At 62.1% G+C, this 15841-nt stretch carries 11 protein-coding genes and 2 pseudogenes; 11 read left to right on the top strand and 2 right to left on the bottom strand.

The annotated features are described in order from the left end of the window. Nucleotides 1-19: 19 nt before the first annotated feature. From regB to ACR0NT_RS15785, 9 genes and pseudogenes are all read left to right on the top strand, one after another. On the top strand, nt 20-1417 hold the full coding sequence (gene regB, locus ACR0NT_RS15825; protein WP_170672564.1) for a sensor histidine kinase RegB: 1398 nt from the start codon (nt 20-22) through the stop codon (nt 1415-1417). A gap of 60 nt (nt 1418-1477) precedes the next feature. After that, entirely contained in the window at nt 1478-2983 is a 1506-nt protein-coding gene (locus tag ACR0NT_RS15820; protein ID WP_170672566.1) for a PAS-domain containing protein, read from the top strand. Nucleotides 2984-3024: 41 nt separating this feature from the next. After that, entirely contained in the window at nt 3025-3498 is a 474-nt protein-coding gene (gene tsaE / locus ACR0NT_RS15815) for a tRNA (adenosine(37)-N6)-threonylcarbamoyltransferase complex ATPase subunit type 1 TsaE (protein ID WP_170444824.1), read from the top strand. Continuing rightward, nucleotides 3495-4499 carry a phosphotransferase gene (locus ACR0NT_RS15810; RefSeq protein ID WP_170672568.1) on the top strand — a complete coding sequence of 335 codons (1005 nt, stop codon included), beginning with the start codon at nt 3495-3497 and terminating at the stop codon, nt 4497-4499. Before tsaE ends, ACR0NT_RS15810 begins: the two co-directional genes overlap by 4 nt. Then, the gene (locus tag ACR0NT_RS15805) at nt 4496-5182 is read left to right on the top strand and encodes a nucleotidyltransferase family protein (RefSeq protein ID WP_170672570.1); all 687 of its coding nucleotides are present in this window, start codon (nt 4496-4498) and stop codon (nt 5180-5182) included. Before ACR0NT_RS15810 ends, ACR0NT_RS15805 begins: the two co-directional genes overlap by 4 nt. Further along, nucleotides 5175-8102 (top strand): double-strand break repair protein AddB, encoded by a 2928-nt coding sequence (gene addB, locus ACR0NT_RS15800; protein WP_170672572.1) that lies wholly within the window; start codon nt 5175-5177, stop codon nt 8100-8102. The genes ACR0NT_RS15805 and addB overlap by 8 nt, the downstream gene beginning before the upstream one ends. Next, nucleotides 8099-11458, top strand: coding sequence for a double-strand break repair helicase AddA (addA, locus tag ACR0NT_RS15795; RefSeq protein WP_170444809.1), 3360 nt, complete (start codon nt 8099-8101; stop codon nt 11456-11458). The genes addB and addA overlap by 4 nt, the downstream gene beginning before the upstream one ends. Nucleotides 11459-11500: 42 nt before the next feature. After that, nucleotides 11501-11839, top strand: a pseudogene (trxA, locus tag ACR0NT_RS15790) (thioredoxin); the annotation flags it as partial. Nucleotides 11840-11904: 65 nt separating this feature from the next. Continuing rightward, nucleotides 11905-12003: pseudogene (locus ACR0NT_RS15785) on the top strand (Lin0512 family protein); the annotation flags it as partial. A gap of 156 nt (nt 12004-12159) precedes the next feature. Here ACR0NT_RS15785 and ACR0NT_RS15780 read toward each other — a convergent pair. After that, nucleotides 12160-12354, bottom strand: coding sequence for a DUF1127 domain-containing protein (locus tag ACR0NT_RS15780; RefSeq protein ID WP_170444800.1), 195 nt, complete (start codon nt 12352-12354; stop codon nt 12160-12162). Nucleotides 12355-12551: 197 nt separating this feature from the next. On the opposite strand from ACR0NT_RS15780, the gene hslV reads away from it, so the two are divergent. Continuing rightward, complete coding sequence (gene hslV, locus ACR0NT_RS15775) at nt 12552-13109, top strand: ATP-dependent protease subunit HslV (protein ID WP_170444797.1); 558 nt, start codon at nt 12552-12554, stop codon at nt 13107-13109. Here the strand turns inward: hslV and ACR0NT_RS15770 are convergent. Then, entirely contained in the window at nt 13101-14342 is a 1242-nt protein-coding gene (locus ACR0NT_RS15770) for an MFS transporter (RefSeq protein WP_170672576.1), read from the bottom strand. The genes hslV and ACR0NT_RS15770 overlap by 9 nt on opposite strands. 191 nt (nt 14343-14533) lie before the next feature. On the opposite strand from ACR0NT_RS15770, the gene hslU reads away from it, so the two are divergent. Continuing rightward, complete coding sequence (gene hslU, locus ACR0NT_RS15765; RefSeq protein ID WP_170672578.1) at nt 14534-15841, top strand: ATP-dependent protease ATPase subunit HslU; 1308 nt, start codon at nt 14534-14536, stop codon at nt 15839-15841.

The following is a 15841-nucleotide window of genomic DNA, read 5'->3' as shown; positions in this document are numbered from 1 at the left end:
AACAGGACATAATAGACCGATGGCAAATTCCAACATCACATTATGGCGCAGTCAGGAACGCAGCAGCTGGATCCGGCTGCGCACGCTGATCCTGCTGCGTTGGGTGGCCATTATCGGTCAGTTCACCGCCATCACGGTCGCGCAGCGGTATTTTCAGGTGCAACTGGAGCTGGCGCTGTGTTACCTGGCCATCGGCGTGTCGGTCATGGGCAACATGACCGCCATTCTGCTGTTCCCGAAAAACAAGCGCCTGACCGAGTTCGAAAACTTCCTGATGGTGTTGTTCGACCTGTCGCAGCTGGCCATCCTGCTGTACCTGACCGGTGGCCTGAACAACCCCTTTGCTCTGCTGCTGTTGGGTCCGGTGACGATTTCCGCCAATGTGATGAGCACACGCTCGACCGTGATTGTTGGCGCCGTGGCAATTGCGCTGACAAGCATGCTGGCTGAATTTCACCTGCCTTTGCGCACCGAACAGGGTCTCATACTGCAGATTCCGGACCTGCTTTTGTTCGGCAATTGGGCGGCGGTGGTTATCGCCATCGTTTTCATCGGCGCCTATTCCCACCGCGTCAGCTCCGAGGTGCAGTCCATGTCCGAGGCATTGGCCGCCACCCATATGGCCCTGGCGCGCGAGCAGAAGCTGACCGATCTGGGCGGCGTTGTTGCGGCGGCTGCGCATGAGCTGGGCACGCCGCTGGCCACCATCAAGCTGACCAGTTCCGAACTGATCGAGGAACTGGAGGACCGCCCCGACCTGAAGGAAGACGCCGCCCTGATCCGCGAACAGGCCAACCGCTGCCGCGACATCCTGCGCGATATGGGCCGGGCAGGCAAAGACGATCTGCACTTGCGGCAGGCCCCCCTGTCCACCGTGGTGCATGAAGCCGCCGAGCCGCATATCCACCGGGGCAAGACCGTTCACTTTGCCGAAGGCCCGGCCGGGGACGGAGATGTGCAGCAACCCTCGATCCTGCGCAAACCCGAGATCATTCACGGGCTGCGCAACCTGATCCAGAACGCGGTGGATTTCGCCCGCTCGAATGTCTGGGTCGAGGCCGAATGGACCACGGATCAGATCACCATCAACATCATGGATGACGGGCGCGGATACCCATCGCAGATGATCGGCCGCATCGGCGACCCCTTCATGCGCCGCCGCCGGGCCGAGAAAGATCAAAGAACCCGCCCGGAATACGAGGGCATGGGTCTGGGCCTGTTCATCGCCAAGACCCTGCTGGAACGCAGCGGGGCTGAGTTGGATTTTGCGAACGGCTCGGACCCGTACCAAACCCTCTGCGACAACCCCGAACGCAGGGGTGCGATTGTAAAGGTGTCGTGGCCGCGCAATCTGGTGGATGCCCAGACCGGCGATACCCCTGTGCCATCTGGTGAAAACCAGCAGATCCAGGTCTGAGTTAAGACCCCGTTAACCATTGGCGCGCATAGTCCTTCCGGTATCAATTCCGGAGAGCGCATGGTCGACTGGATCATTCTGGCCGCGATCAGTCTGGTATCCGCCAGCCTGGCGGTGCAATGGCTATTGCCCCGCCGCCGGCAGAGGGGCGACAATTTCGGCTTGTCTGCACCCGCATCGCTGTATGATGCGGTGTTTCTGTTCGACGGCAACCGCCTGATCAGCCATTCAGACATCGCGCTTGAAGGGTTCGAAGCCGTCCGCGACTGGCCCGACCTGCGCCGCCTGCTGCAGCGGGATTTTCCCAGCTTTCCAGAAACACCCGACCATATCCGCCGTCAGGGCACGCTGGTCATTCCCGCCATCGACTGCACCGTCGAACGGGACATCCTGTGCGAATGGATTGACGGTATCGTCCGCGTTCAACTGCGCGACAGCGCCGAACGCCCCACCCCGGTCCAGCGCGACGCACAGGATCCGATCCGTCTGGCAATGGAACAAGCTCCATACCCCGTCTGGCTGCTGGATCATCAAAGCAATGTCCGTTGGTGCAATGCCGCTTATGTCGCATTGGTCAGAAAGGTCCGTGGTCCCGATACCGATCTGACCGCACCGCTGTTTCCCGGTGCGGACGGCGATGCACGGTTGGGCGCAAAAACCCGCATCTCGATCTCGTCCGAGAGCAGCGAGAACAAGCTGTGGTTCGACCTGACGCTGGTCGATCACCCCGAAGGCCACCTGTGCTATGCGGTTGATATCAATGCCATTGTTGCTGCCGAAACCGCCCAGAGAAAATTCGTCCAGACCATGACGAAGACCTTTGCACAATTGTCCATCGGGCTGGCGATCTTCGACCGCAACCGACAATTGGCGCTGTTCAACCCGGCCCTGATCGACCTGACCACCCTGCCCCCGGACTTCCTCAGCTGCCGCCCCAGCCTGTCCAGCTTTTTCGACCGGCTGCGCGATCAGCACATGATGCCGGAACCCAAGAATTACCGTAGCTGGCGCAGCCAGATGAACGACCTGCTCGAGGCCGCCGAAGACGGGAACTATCAGGAAACCTGGTCGCTGCCCTCGGGGTCGGTCTATTCGGTCAGCGGCCGCCCGCATCCCGACGGGGCGGTGGCGTTCCTGTTCGAGGATATCACGGCCGAGATTACCCTGACCCGCCGGTTCCGCTCGGAAATGGACCTGATGCAATCGGTTCTGGACAAACTGGCCGATGCTATCGCGGTGTTCGGCGATGACGGAACCCTGGCCTTCACCAACCGCGCCTATCAAAAACTGTGGGGCGAGTCCGATGAGGCCGGGTTTGAACCGGACTCGGTGCTGGACGTGACCCGCAGCTGGCAGGACCAATGTGCCGCCACGCCGCTGCTGGGTGAGGTGCGCGACTTTGTTGAAATGCGCGACAACCGTGCTGAATGGTCCGGTGAGATACGTATGCGCAACGGCACCGAACTGACCTGTGTTGTCAGCCCAATGCAGAACGGCGCAACCATTGTCCGGTTCGTGGTGGACCGGCTTGCGCCGTCACAGCCGATACGCCAAATCAGCGCCTGAACCGGGTTGCAGCCGACAGGGCCTGAGGTCATTGTGGCGCCATGACGTTGCACTCTCGTTCGATCACCCTGACTTCGCCAGAAGAAACCACCCGGTTCGCCGCCCGGCTCGGGGCGGAATTGCGTTCTGGCGACGTGGTGCTGCTTGAAGGGGAGATCGGCAGCGGCAAGACCCATTTCGCCCGCAGCCTGATCCAATCGCTGATGACCGCGCCCGAGGATGTGCCCTCGCCCACCTATACGCTGGTACAGGCCTATGACACATCGGCGGGCGAGATCTGGCACTGCGATCTCTACCGGCTTACCGCCGTGGAAGAGATTGAGGAACTGGGCCTGACCGAGGCGTTCGACACAGCCATCTGCCTGATCGAATGGCCCGACAAACTGGGCCCGCTGACCCCTGAAACCGCCCTGAAACTGAGCTTTGAAACAGATCCTAATACGATGGAAAACCGTCATCTGACCCTGTCCTGGTCCGACCCGAAATGGCCCCAAAAGCTGGAGAGCGCCGCATGACAAACCGCGCTGTACTGGCCGAGGCGCTGATTGCACAAACACCTTGGGCCAACGCAAGGCGTGCACCGCTGGCCGGGGACGCCTCGAACCGTCGATACGAGCGTCTGACCGACCCCGATACCGGCCGGACCGCCGTGCTGATGGATTCCCCGCCGGGCAAGGCTGAACCGGTCGCGGATTTTGTGCGCATGGCGAACCATCTGCGTTCTGTCGGCCTCAGCGCGCCCGAGATTTACGCCGAGGATACGGAATTCGGCTTTCTGCTGCTTGAGGACCTGGGCGACGACCTGTTTGCCCGTGTTCTGCAACAAGACCCAAAGATGGAGCGCCAGCTATACGAGGCCGCAACCGACGTTCTGATCACACTGCACAAGGCCCCCACCCTGTCCTTGCCCTCTTACGGCCCGGCGCTGATGACCGAGCTTGCGGCGCTGTCCTTTACCAAATACGCGCAGGCGGTTCAGGGTCAGCACGACAGGGATGCGCGGGAACAGTTCGAATTCCGGTTTTCGGACATTCTGCATCGGGAAACCTCGGGGACCAAAGTGGTGATCCAGCGCGATTACCACGCTGAGAACTTGATCTGGCTGCCGGACCGGGACGGCGTCAAGCGGGTGGGTCTGCTGGACTTCCAGACCGCCATGCTGGGGCATCCGGCCTATGACCTTGTGTCGATGCTGCAGGATGTCCGCCGCGATGTGACCCCGGGCACCGAGATGCGGATGGTCAACCACTATATCGCCGCAACCGGCGTGAACGACCACGACTTTCGCACCGCCTATGCCGTGCTTGGGGCGCAGAGAAACCTCCGGATTCTGGGCGTGTTTGCCCGTCTGGCGACAGAATTCGGCAAACCTCAGTATATTGAACTGATCCCGGCCACATGGGCGCATCTGATGCGCGATCTGGATCACCCTGCGCTGGCCACCGTCGCCGATCTGCTGCGCACGGCCCTGCCCGCCCCAACCCCGGAAAACCTGGACAGGCTCAGACAGACATGACCCGACACCCCGAAGCCGTGATGCTGTTCGCCGCCGGGTTCGGCACCCGTATGGGCGCGATGACCAAAACCCGCCCGAAACCCCTGATCGAGGTCGCGGGCCGCCCCCTGATCGATCATGCGCTGGATCTGGTGGATGATCTGGGCCCGGATCGCGTGGTGGCCAATCTGCACTATCTGCCCGATCAGCTTGAGGCATATCTGGCCCCCAAAGGTGTGCTGTTATCCCGTGAAGAGCCCGGGATTTTGGAAACTGGCGGCGGGTTGCGGGCGGCTTTGCCCCTGTTGGGGCCGGACCCGGTCTATACCCTGAACACCGATGCAATCTGGGCCGGGCCGAACCCTCTGACCCTGTTGCGCGAGGCCTGGGATCCGGATCGGATGGATGCGTTGCTGATGTGTATTCCAACCAACCAGACACTCGGACACACCGGCGCAGGTGATTTCACCGCCGATGCCGACGGCCGGATCAGCCGCGGACCCGGCTTGGTTTATGGCGGAGCGCAGATCCTCAAGACCCAAGGGCTGATGACCATTCCCGACAAAGCATTCTCGCTGAACCTGCTGTGGGATCAGATACATAGCCAAGGCCGCCTGTTCGCAGCCACCTATCCCGGCCGCTGGTGTGACGTGGGCCGCCCCGAAGGGATTGCCCTGGCCGAGGGGCTGATCGCGGATGTTTGAACCCAGCCCCGCGCCCCGCGTCTTTGCCGTACCGCCCGGATCGGATTTCCCCAAAGCGCTGGTGGATGGGCTGCGGCAACGCAGCGCCCAACACCCGCCCGAGGCGCTGGCGCGGGTGCAGCTTGTCGTGAACACCCGCCGCATGGCCCGCCGCGTGCGCGATCTGTTCGATCAGGGTCCGGCCTGCCTGTTGCCACGGCTATCGCTGATCACCGATCTGGGCGAAAGCGTCGATCTGGCGCAAATTCCACCCGCCATCCCACCGCTGCGGCGCCGGTTGGAGCTGACCCAACTGATCGCCAAGCTGTTGGAGCAACAACCTGATCTGGCGGCGCGGTCCTCGCTGTTTGACCTGTCTGACAGTCTGGCCGCGCTGATTGACGAAATGCAGGGCGAAGGTGTCCCCCCCGATGCCATCCGTCAGCTGGATGTCAGCGACATGTCCGGCCACTGGGCCCGCGCGCAGGCGTTTATCGGGATTGCCGATCACTTCATCGACTCCGGCCCCGATGCGTTGGACGCGCAGGCGCGGCAGCGGCGTGTGGTGGAAAACCTGATCGACCGCTGGCAAGTGGCGCCACCGCAGCATCCGGTGATCCTCGCGGGGTCCACCGGCTCGCGCGGCACCACACTGATGCTGATGGACGCCGTCGCCCGCCTGCCGCAAGGGGCGCTGATCCTGCCCGGCTATGATTTCGACCAACCGGATCATGTCTGGCGGGGGCTGGAGGACGCGTTGACCTCGGAAGATCACCCGCAATACCGGTTCCGCAAGCTGATGACGCGGCTGGACATGCACCCGGGTCAAATCGCGCCTTGGACTGATGCACCGGCCCCCTCACCTGCGCGTAACAGACTGATTTCACTGGCCCTACGCCCCGCTCCGATTACCGATGCCTGGATGTCCGAAGGTCCTCAACTGACCGATCTGGATGCGGCGACAAAAGACCTCACACTGGTCGAGGCGCAATCGCCGCGGGCCGAGGCGCTGGCCATCGCGCTGCGTCTGCGCGAAGCCGCCGAAACCGGCCAGACGGCCGCGCTGATCACCCCGGATCGGATGTTGACCCGTCAGGTCAGCGCCGCGCTGGATCGCTGGAACATCCTGCCCGATGACAGTGCGGGCCTGCCGCTGCAGCTGTCGCCTCCGGGCCGGTTCCTGCGCCATGTGGCGGGCCTGTTCGCCCGGAAGCTGGAGGGTGAGGCGCTGCTGACTCTGTTGAAGCACCCGCTCTGCCATGGTGGCGGCGATCGCGGCGCACATCTGCTGCACAGCCGCGATCTGGAGCTGGACCTGCGGCGGCATGGCCCTCCGTTTCCCGACAGCGCCAGCCTGACCGCATTCGCCATCCGCAAAGAGGTACCCGAGGGCTGGATGCGCTGGCTTACCACCCATTTCTGCGGTCAGCATGTGACAGGTGAACTGCCGTTGTCGGATTGGGTGACGCGGCTGCGTGCGCTGGCCGAAGCGATTTCTGTCGGCGGCGAGGGCGATACCGGGCCGTTATGGGACAAGAACGCCGGCCAAAAGGCATTGAAGGTTCTGACCGCGCTGGAAGACGAGGCCGAACATGGCGGCCCAATGACCGCCCATGATTTCGCCGATTTGCTGGGCGCGCTGCTGGCCGGAGAAGAAGTCCGCGACCGCGATGCGCCGCATCCGCATATCATGATCTGGGGCACGCTCGAGGCACGGGTGCAGGGGGCCGATCTGCTGATCCTTGGCGGCCTGAATGAAGGCAGCTGGCCCGAAGCCGCCGCGCCTGACCCCTGGCTGAACCGTCAGATGCGAGACACCGCCGGGCTGTTGCTGCCCGAACGTCGCATTGGCCTGTCGGCCCATGATTTCCAGCAAGCGGTTGGCGCACCCGAAGTCTGGTTGACCCGCGCAACCCGGTCGGATGACGCCGAAACCGTGCCGTCACGCTGGCTGAACCGGATGACGAATCTGTTGCAGGGCTTGCCGGGGCAGGGTGGTCCACAGGCCCTGTCGGCGATGCGTGCCCGCGGGCAAACTTATCTGCGTTGGACAGAACAGCTGGAGGCCGCGCCCCGGATCGATCCGGCCCCGCGCCCATCTCCGCGCCCGCCGGTCGCCGCGCGCCCGCGCCGTCTGAGCGTGACGGAGATCAAACGCCTGATCCGCGATCCCTATGCGATATATGCGAAACATGTGCTGCGCCTGCGACCGCTGGACCCGTTGTTGCAGGCCCCGGATGCCCTGCTGCGCGGGATCGTTATTCACGAAATCCTGGAACATTTCGTCAAGGACAGCGTGTTGGACAGCGCCTTGCTGACCCGTGAGAATTTCCTGAAGCGCGCCGAGACCCTGCTGGACCAGCATGTCGCCTGGCCCACGGCCCGCAAATTATGGCTGGCCCGGCTGGAACGCATCGCCGACGATTTCCTGACCGCCGAAACCGCCCGGCGCGGCGACGGCGGGCCGGTGGCGTTCGAAGCCGTGATGAAACTGGTGCTGAGCCCGTTGGATTTTACAATCGCCGGTCGCGCCGACCGGATCGACCACAACAGTCGCGGTGCGCTGCGGATTGTGGACTACAAGACCGGCACTCCTCCGACCGAAAGCCAGCAGTCCAAGTTCGACAAACAGCTGCTGATCGAGGCGGCGATGGCCGAGCAGGGCGCGATTGAAGGGGTCGACCCGCTGCCGGTGGCTGAGGCGGTCTTTATCGGCATGGGCGGCACCTACAAAGAGGTGGCAGCGCCGCTGGCCACGGAACCGCCCGACAAGGTTCTGGCCGAGCTGAAAGAGCTGATTTCTGCCTATTTAGAGCCTGATCAAGGCTTCACATCCCGCCGGATGCTGCACAAGGACACCGACATTGGCGACTATGACCATCTGGCCCGTTTCGGCGAATGGGACCGCACCGATGAGACCGATCCAGAGGTGCTGAAATGAACGCGCGCAACGACGCGACCGAACGGCAGGTGCAGGCCGCGCGGCCCGATGCCTCGACCTGGCTGGCGGCCAATGCGGGCTCGGGCAAAACGCGGGTTCTGACCGATCGGGTGGCACGTCTGCTGCTGGGCGGGGTGCAGCCGCAGCACATCCTCTGCCTGACCTATACCAAGGCCGCCGCCAGCGAGATGCAGAACCGGCTGTTCAAACGGCTGGGTGAGTGGGCAATGCTGGGCGACGACTCGCTGCTGGCCCAGCTGACCGATCTGGGTGTGCCGGGCGTGATCGACCCCGAAAGGTTGGCACAGGCGCGCACGCTGTTTGCCCGCGCCATCGAGACGCCGGGCGGGCTGAAAATCCAGACGATCCACTCATTCTGCGCCTCTTTGCTGCGGCGCTTTCCGCTGGAGGCCGGGGTCAGCCCTCAGTTTTCCGAGATGGAAGACCGCGCCGCCGCCCTGTTACGCGAAGAGATCGTAGAGGATTTTGCCGAAGGCCCGCAGGCCGCGCTGATCGAGGATGCCGCCCGGTTTGTCACCGACACGGGGTTCGACAACCTGACCGCCGCCATCACCCATAAACGCAACCTGTTTGCACAGCCGCTGGGCTGGCGCGACCTGCTGCGCCGGTTCGATCTGCCAGAGGAGTTTGACGAAGACGCCCTGCAGTCCCGCGTTTTCATGGGCGGTGAGGTCGACCTGATCCGCTCGATCCTGCCCGCGCTGACTGAAAGCGGCGGCAATAACGCCAAAGCGGCGGCCAAGCTGGCGACCTTTACCCAAGCGCATGTCGGTAACCTGCCGGTATTGGAAAGCGTGTTTCTGACCGGAAAATCCGCCAAGGAGCCTTTTACCGCCAAGATCAACAGCTTCCCGACCAAGGCCCTGCGCGAAGGGGTGTTGGCCGCGCAGATGCCGCAGTTGGAATCCTTGATGTTGCGGGTCGAGGCCGCGCGTGAGCACCGGCTGGCGCTGGTTGCGGCGCGCAAGACACATGTGCTGCACCGGTTCGCGGCCGCCTTCCTGCCTGAATACGAACGGCGCAAACAGCTGCGCGGCTGGCTGGATTTCGACGACCTGATCCTGCGCGCGCGGCAGGTGTTGAACGATCCGGCGGTGGCGGAATGGGTCCTGTACCGGCTTGACGGCGGCATTGACCATATTCTGGTCGACGAGGCGCAGGACACCAGCCCCGATCAATGGGACGTGGTCGAGAAACTGGCGCAGGAATTCACCAGCGGGGAAGGGGCCAGATCCGGGGTTGAGCGCACGATTTTCGTGGTCGGCGACAAGAAGCAATCGATCTATTCCTTCCAGGGGGCCGACCCCGCAGCCTTTGACCGAATGCAGCAGGAATTTGGGCGCAGGCTGACGGAATCAGGCTCTAAACTGTGGGATTCGACGCTGGAATACTCGTTCCGGTCCTCCAGTGCGATCTTGTCATTGGTCGATATTCTGTTCGAAAACCGGGCTGAGGCCGGGTTTCACAAAGACAGCCTGCACCGCGCCTTCAAGGCCGATCTGCCCGGTCGGGTCGATCTGTGGCCGGTGGTTGAAAAAGTCGAAGACGACGATAATGGCGACTGGACCGATCCGGTCGACCGGCCCGGTGCGCGGCATCATACCGTCATTCTGGCCGAGAAGGTGGCCCGGTCGATCAAGGACATGATCGACGGGGGTGAGACGATCCCCGAGGATGGCGATGCGCCCGGCACATTTGTTCGCCGCAAGGTGCAGCCGGGGGATTTCCTGATCCTCGTGCAGCGCCGATCTGACCTGTTTGCCGAGATCATCCGCGCCTGCAAGGCCCTGCGCCTGCCCATCGCCGGGGCTGACCGGCTGAAAGTGGGTGCGGAACTGGCCGTGAAAGACCTGGCCGCGCTGCTCAGCTTTCTGGCCACGCCCGAGGACAGCCTGTCGTTGGCGACCGTGCTGAAATCGCCCTTATTCGGCTGGACGGAACAGCAATTGTTCGATCTGGCGCACAGGCGGCAGGACCAATTCCTGTGGGCAGCGCTGCGCCACCGGGCCGACGACTTTCCGGACACGCTGGACATCCTGAACGATCTGCGCGGTCAGATCGACTTTTTGCGCCCCTATGACCTGATCGAACGCGTCCTGACCCGCCATGACGGGCGGCGCAAACTGCTGGGCCGGTTGGGGGCCGAGGCCGAAGACGGCATAAATGCGCTGCTGTCGCAGGCGCTGGCTTATGAGCGGACCGATATCCCCAGCCTGACCGGCTTTCTTGTGTGGATGCAGACCGACGATCTGGAAATCAAACGGCAGATGAGCGGCGTCGGCAACATGATCCGGGTGATGACGGTGCATGGCTCCAAAGGCCTTGAGGCGCCGATCGTGATCCTGCCGGATACCGGCAAACGACAGGCCCCGCGTGACGCCGAGATCATGGTGGGTGAGGGCACGCCGCTGTGGAAAGTGCCCGGCGATGCCTCTCCGGCATTGATCACACAGGCGCGGGCCGAAGCGCGGGCACGGGAGGAAAATGAACGTCTTCGCCTGCTATATGTGGCTCTGACACGGGCTGAAAAGTGGTTGATCGTGGGCGCAGCGGGGGATGTCGGCAAGGACGGAACCAGCTGGTATCAGATGGTTGAGGCCGCAATGGCGCGGGCAGGGGCCACGCAACTGCCAGACTCGGGCACGCTGCGCCTGTCCCACGCGGATTGGGATGCACTGCCGATTGTCGAACAGGCGGAAACCGAAATTGCCCATACGCCACTGCCGGATCAGTTCCTGAATCCTGCCACGACACCGGACCCCGCGCCGGAAACGATCAGCCCGTCCGATCTGGGTGGAGCCAAAGCCTTGCCCGGTGATTCTGGTCAGGATGAAGAGACCGCCAAGCTGCGCGGTACGCGCTTGCACTTGCTGCTGGAACATTTGCCCTCGGTTGCGCGGGAAAACTGGTCTCAGCTCTGCGTCCGGGTTCTGCCCGATATGCAGGAAGCGGACCGGCAGGAGTTGCTGACCGAAGCACAAACCGTGCTGACGGCGGACCATTTGAAAGCCGTATTTGCCGCTGACGCGCTGGCCGAAGTTCCGGTCACCGCCGCGCTGAACGGACGGCGGATGCACGGGGTGATCGACCGGCTGATCGTGACCGAGGTGGACGTGCAGGTGATTGATTTCAAATCAAATGCCACGGTTCCCGACAGCCCGGCGGCCTGTCCTCAAGGCCTGTTGCGGCAGATGGGGGCCTATGCGCAGGCGCTTGCGCAGATCTATTCGGATCGTGAAATCCGCACGGCGATCCTGTGGACGCGAACGGCAGAGCTCATGTGGTTGCCACACGATCTTGTGACGGATGCACTGACCTGCACCCAGATATCTTGACCTTACCATGCCCGGCCCCTACGTTCTGTTCCCGAGTTTACCCCATTCAGGAGACAGAGAATGTCGACCGTAGCCGTAACCGACGATACCTTTGACGCAGAAGTCAAGAATTCCGACATCCCCGTTGTTGTCGATTTCTGGGCCGAATGGTGTGGCCCCTGTAAGCAGATCGGCCCCGCTCTGGAAGAGCTGGCCGCTGAATATGGTGACAAGATCAAAATCGCCAAGGTAGACGTGGACAGCAACCCGAACGCAGCCGCCGCCATGGGCGTGCGCGGCATTCCGGCGCTGTTCATCTTCAAGGACGGTCAGGTTGTTTCGAACCGCGCTGGTGCGGCTCCGAAGGCGGCGCTGCAAAGCTGGATCGACGAATCCATCTGATCCGTTAGGATCACACAGATCTAAGGCGCCCCGCACCGGGCGCCTTTTTTTCGCCGGAGGGTCAGATGGCAAAGACACGGGTTCATGTTGAATTCGGCATGGGCACATCGCTGCGGCGCCAGGATTACACCAAGGCCAAGGTGCGGGCCGTCAAGGGCGGTTTGGACGTGGCCGATACCGAGGCCGGAACCCGGCATGTCGTGGCAACCGCCGCCATCGAGGCGTTCCTGTCCGATCTGTCTGGCCAATACAAACTGTCCTGACAAAGAAAAAGCCGCTCGAAAGAGCGGCTCATCTTCTGCGGTTGTCCTGATCGCGGATCAGATATTGTCGATATCCGCGCGGCACAGGCCGATGTCGTCCAGCTGTGCGTCGCTCAACTCGGCCAACAGCGCGCGTGTCTTGCGGGCTTCGTTCCATTCGGCTGCTTTTTCAAAAGCTGCGGTGAACGCGTCCACTACATGCAGGATGGTAGCTGCTCCGAGCGGCGCATGGATATTTGCGGTGGTTGCCATTTGCGCATTCCTTAAAACTGAAACAGCCGACCCTTCGTCGGTTGTGAGCTTCATTTAGGACCGCGGGCTGAGTCTCACAATTGCTAGTCCGGTAACCCCGATTTGCGTTCTGTGCATATCATTTAGGCAGTTTGTGAACTGTTGCGCTGCGGGCGGGTCCGGCCCATATAGGATGCCAGCGAAGAACGGAGGCCCTGATGGCAGACAGCGATTTTCCCGGTTGGCATGGCACAACGATCATTGGCGTCAAGAAGGGCGGCCATGTGGTGATCGCCGGCGACGGACAGGTCAGCCTGGGCCAGACCGTGATCAAGGGCACCGCCCGCAAGGTGCGCCGCCTGTCGCCGGGCGGGTTCGAGGTTGTGGCCGGGTTCGCCGGGTCGACAGCCGACGCGTTCACCCTGCTGGAACGGCTGGAGGCCAAGCTTGAGGCCACGCCCGGACAACTGGCCCGCGCCTCGGTCGAGCTGGCCAAGGACTGGCGCACCGACAAATACCTGCAAAAGCTTGAGGCGATGTTGATCGTCACCGATGGCAAGGATCTGCTGGTGATCACCGGAGCAGGCGACGTGCTTGAGCCGGAACACAACGTGGCAGCCATCGGATCGGGGGGCAACTTCGCGCTGGCCGCGGCCCGTGCGATGATGGATGGGGACAAACCGGCGGAACAGGTCGCGCGTGAGGCGATGGCGATTGCCGCCGATATCTGCGTCTATACCAACGGCAATCTGACGGTTGAGACCATTTCAAGCTAACAGCGCCTTGATCTCTTTGCCCTTCCAGCGCAGGTGCATCCCGATCAGGCCCATCAGGGCCGTCGCGATGACGATGTAGTAGGGCAGGCGGATATCAAAGCTCATCAATCCACCGCCGATCAGGGACATGACCCCGCCCGCAAGGCAGAAGACGGCCGTGGTCACCCCCATGACCCAGCCCTGATCGGTTTCGCTGACAGCCGAAGAGAACAGCCCCAGCAGGGTCGGGTATGAGACGCCAAAGAAGAAATAGAAGAAAAAGACCGGCACGTAGCTGAGCACGCCGCTGGGGCTGAACGCAAAGCCAAAGCCACAGATCACCATCACCACCAGCGAGGTATAGATGATCTGGTGCTTGCTGAACCTCTCCTGCGCCGGTTTCACCAGGAATGTGCTGGAAAAGGCCAGCGCAAAGCCGATCACCACCATCGCCATGCTGCCACCGATCACACCGTATCCCCAGGCGCTGGTCAGGAAATTGTCTACGAATACATAGAAGGTCACGTTGGCGATCATGAACAGCGCATAGACCGGCAGGATTTTCAGAACCATCGGATGTTCGCGCACGGCGATCAGGCTGTCGGTCACGTCGCGCGGGCGAAAGACAAAGGCCGTCCGCTCGGTCCGCATGTCCCTGAAGAAAAACAATACAAGGAAAATCGCGATCAGCACCAGAACAAAGGCACCGTAAAAGGGGGTTTTCAGCGTCGCGAAACTGCCCAGCAACGTTGCATCGGACAATACAGCGCCAATGATAGGCCCGCCGACAAGGCCAAAGCTGACGCCGGTGATGATATAGCCCATATTGCGGTCCCGGTCGGCGGCATCGGTGCTGCCGTCAATCATCGCCGCCTGTGCGATGGGTTGGTTCCCGGCGGTGAATCCGGTGATCGAACGCCCGACAATCAGCAGCAGCAGGCTGTTCAGATAAAGCGCCGCAATCGTCAGCGCATACCCGGCGAGCGCGCCGCTCAGACAGACCAGCAGCGCGTTCTTGCGGCCGATCGAATCCGACACTTTCGAGACGTAGACCACGCCCAGAAACCAGGACAGAAAGAAACATCCGATCACCAGGCCATAGTAAAGATGCCGCGTGCCCATGGCCGTGCTTTCGGGCAGGAAACCGGATTTTGTCTCCATGATCAGCGAGTTGATGATCGGGAAAACCAGCCCCTGTCCGATCAGGTCGACAAACACCACAAACAGCAAGGTGATCTTGGCAATTTTCGTCATGTCCGCGCTCCTGACCCTCAAAGCCTTGAAATCATTGTATCAGAGCGGGCACGTTTCACCTATGGAAAGCATTTGCAAACCGGGTGGGGCATTGCTAACCAACGCTGCCAATGAAAAAGGCTTGGTTGTTTTCGCCTCAACGGTGATTACCTAAGCCCAAGTTTTGCTATGCCGACCGAAAGGATTGCGCCTTGACCGACCTGACCCCGCGCGAGATTGTCTCGGAACTGGACCGTTTCATCATCGGCCAGAAGGATGCCAAGCGGGCCGTGGCCGTGGCGCTGCGCAACCGCTGGCGGCGCAAGCAACTGTCCGATGACATCCGCGATGAGGTTTATCCCAAGAACATCCTGATGATCGGCCCCACTGGTGTAGGTAAAACCGAGATCAGCCGCCGTCTGGCCAAACTGGCCCGCGCGCCCTTCATCAAGGTCGAGGCCACCAAGTTCACCGAGGTCGGTTACGTGGGACGGGACGTGGAACAGATCGTGCGCGATCTGGCAGATGCGGCGATCATCCAGACCCGCGAATACATGCGCGAGGATGTGAAGGCGCGCGCCTATCAGGCTGCCGAGGATCGCGTGATCGAAGCCATCGCCGGTGAGGACGCCCGCGAGGCCACGCGCGAGATGTTCCGCAAAAAGCTGAAAGCCGGGGAACTGGATGACACGGTGATCGAGCTGGAGCTTTCCGACAGCTCGAACCCGATGCCGATGTTCGACATTCCCGGCCAGCCCGGCAGCCAGATGGGGATGATGAACCTGGGCGATATCTTCGGCAAAGCCTTCGGCGGGCGCACCGTCAAGAAACGCATGACCGTCGCCGAAAGCTATGATGCGCTGATCGGGGAAGAGGCCGACAAGCTGCTGGATGATGAAACTGTCAACCGGGTGGCGTTGGAGTCGGTCGAACAGAACGGCATCGTGTTCCTGGACGAGATCGACAAGGTCTGCGCCCGCTCTGATGCACGCGGTGGCGATGTCAGCCGCGAAGGGGTGCAGCGCGACCTGCTGCCCTTGATCGAGGGCACCACCGTCAGCACCAAGCATGGCCCGGTGAAAACCGACCATATCCTGTTCATCGCGTCCGGAGCGTTCCACATCGCCAAACCCTCGGACCTGTTGCCGGAATTGCAGGGTCGCCTGCCGATCCGTGTCGAGCTGCGCGCGCTGACCGAGGAGGATTTCGTGCGCATCCTGACCGAAACCGACAACGCGCTGACCCTTCAGTACACCGCCCTAATGGGCACCGAAGAGGTCACCGTCAGCTTTACCGAAGACGGCATCGCAGCACTGGCCCGCATCGCCGCAGATGTGAACCAGACCATCGAAAACATCGGCGCGCGGCGGCTTTATACCGTGATGGAACGGGTGTTCGAAGAGTTGTCCTTTACTGCCCCCGATCAGGCCGGGGCCGAGATCACCGTGAACGCGCAGTTCGTGGACGACAATCTGGGCGAGCTGACCAAGTCCACCGACCTCAGCCGTTACGTTCTGTAA

This window comes from Ruegeria sp. AB10 (assembly GCF_056542745.1).
Note: the sequence above shows the minus strand (reverse complement) of the source record. Positions and strands in the feature narration are given on the sequence as shown.